Here is a 2,143-nt window from a genome sequence, read left to right on the forward strand (position 1 = left end):
GGGCCGGCGGGCTGGGGCAGATGCTGGCGTTCCACATGGGGCTGTTCCAGATGGGCGAGACCAGCAGCGTGCTGGTCGCCATGCTGGCGCTGGTGGCGCTGGTGGATGCGCTGAGCTTTGCCAGCCGGCGCTGGCTGGCTATCTGACACAAATTGCTATTATTTTAATAGCTTATTGCGCTTGATGGGCGTGCGCCAGAGCCACTTTTCATTCAAATCCCTGCCGGTACGGTTTGCATTCAATCGGATAACCAGGCGGGGCGCCGCAGACAGTGCTGTCGTACGTGCAGCACGGCAAGGCGACCAACGACGTTAGACGTTTGAAGGCCCTACCGCATCAGGCCGCCACTGCGGCAGCGCGCCGCAGCCGTGCCGCCACGCCCACGCCCACCAGCGCGGCAGACACCACGCTCAGCGCCAGCGTGATGGCCGAGCCGTAGAAGATGCCCGAGGTCATGCCCCGGTCGAGCAGCGCGCCAAACACCGGCGCGGCCAGGCAAAAACCCAGGTCCAGCCCCGAATACACCGTGCCATACACCCGGCCCGTCGCACCCGGTGGGGCCGCGCGCTTGATGAGCATGTCGCGCGATGGGCTCGCCAGCCCCGTGCCCACGCCAGCCAGCGCGGCCACCACCACCGCGGCCATGCCGGGCAGCCAGCCCGTGCCCACCAGCACCAACAGGGCGGCCGAGGCCAGCAGGCACACCGAGATGATCTTCTCCAGCCGCACCACGCGGCCCACCAGAAAGCCGCCCACTACCATGCCCGTCGCGCCGCACAGCATGTAGCCGGTGACGACCAGGGCCGTCACGCTGAGCGGCAGGCCATACATGCTCTGCAGCGCGGGGCTGGCAAAGCTCTGGATGGCGCTCAGCGCGCAGGTGCTCCAGAAAAAGAACGAGAAGCACAGCCACACCGAAGGCAGCTTGAGGAAGGCCATGGGATGCTCATCGGCCACGGCGCTGGCGCCCGGCGCCTGGTGCGCCCAGGCGCCCTGGCGGTCGTCGAGCGCATCGCGGTTCCACACCATGACGGCCAGCACTACCAAGGCCAGCAGCGCGCCGCACAGGCAGGCCGCACGCCACGAGCCCGTGGCCGAGGCAATGCCCGCCATGAACACCGGCGCCGTGGCCCAGCCCAGGTTGCCGCTGATGCCGTGCACCGAAAAGCCATGGCCCAGGCGCTGCGGCGATACGCGCTTGTTGAGAATGGTGAAGTCCACCGGGTGGAACGGCGCATTGCCCAGCCCGGCCAACGCCGCCGCCACCAGCAGCCCCGCATAGCCCTGCGCCGTGCCCGCCACCAGCCCGGCCGTGGCAAAGCTCGACAGCGCAAAAAACAGCACCGGGCGCGCGCCCACGCGGTCCACCAGAAAGCCCGACAGCGCCTGCCCCACGCCCGACACCACAAAGAACACCGACACCAGCAGGCCCAGCTCGGAATAGCTGAAACCGAACTCGCCAATCAGCCACGGAAACAGCGGCGGCAGCAGCATGTGAAAAAAATGCGAGCTGCCATGCGCCAGGCCGATGAGGGCGATGGTGCGGGCATCCTGCCGCAGGGGAACCGCGCTGGGTGCGCCAGGGGAAATGGGGGTCATGGCCATGATCTTAGGCAAGCCAGCTGCGGCAGGTTTACGATAGCCTGCCAATTTCTATCGCCAACATGCCAAAAGCAGCCCCGCCCGCAGACACCGCACCGCCACCGCGCCCCCGGCGGGCGCTGTCGTATGTGGATTCGCTCACGCCGCATCTGTTTGTACCCAGCGCCGAGCGCCCGGTGCGCGCCAAGGTGCGCCAGCTGGCAGCCGACACGCAGGTGATGCCGCACAGCCACCCGTGGGCGCAGGTGGCCATCTCCACCACGGGCGTGATCCGGCTCACAGTGGACCGGGGCACCTACATCGTGCCGCCCTCGCGCGCGCTGTGGATTCCGCCCGGCGTGGAACATGCCGTGACCATGGTGGAAGACGCCGATCTGCGCACGCTGTATTTCCACCAGCCGCGCGGGCGTTGCGGCCCGGGCGTGCCGCGCCACCAAGAGGCCGCCTGGCGCCAGTGCCGGGTGCTGGAGGTGTCCGACCTGCTGCGCGCCCTGGTGCGCGAGCTGCCCACCGCGCCCGACGACGGCCCCACCTCCACCCC

Annotated in this window: 2 protein-coding genes and 1 pseudogene; 2 read left to right on the forward strand and 1 reads right to left on the reverse strand. The window is 68.5% G+C overall.

Annotated elements, in window-relative coordinates; translation table 11 throughout:
- Positions 1-146, forward strand: a pseudogene (locus DTW89_RS18980) (phosphonate ABC transporter, permease protein PhnE); the annotation flags it as partial.
- 190 nt (positions 147-336) lie between these two features.
- Here DTW89_RS18980 and DTW89_RS18985 read toward each other — a convergent pair.
- The gene (locus tag DTW89_RS18985) at positions 337-1,599 is read right to left on the reverse strand and encodes an MFS transporter (RefSeq protein ID WP_114657065.1); all 1,263 of its coding nucleotides are present in this window, start codon (positions 1,597-1,599) and stop codon (positions 337-339) included.
- A 65-nt stretch (positions 1,600-1,664) separates the two neighbouring features.
- Between DTW89_RS18985 and DTW89_RS18990 the strand changes: the two genes are divergently transcribed.
- On the forward strand, positions 1,665-2,143 hold a 479-nt coding region (locus DTW89_RS18990), incomplete at its 3' end, for an AraC family ligand binding domain-containing protein (protein WP_114657064.1).

Source organism: Acidovorax sp. BoFeN1, assembly GCF_003345135.1.
Lineage (GTDB): Bacteria > Pseudomonadota > Gammaproteobacteria > Burkholderiales > Burkholderiaceae_C > Acidovorax > Acidovorax defluvii.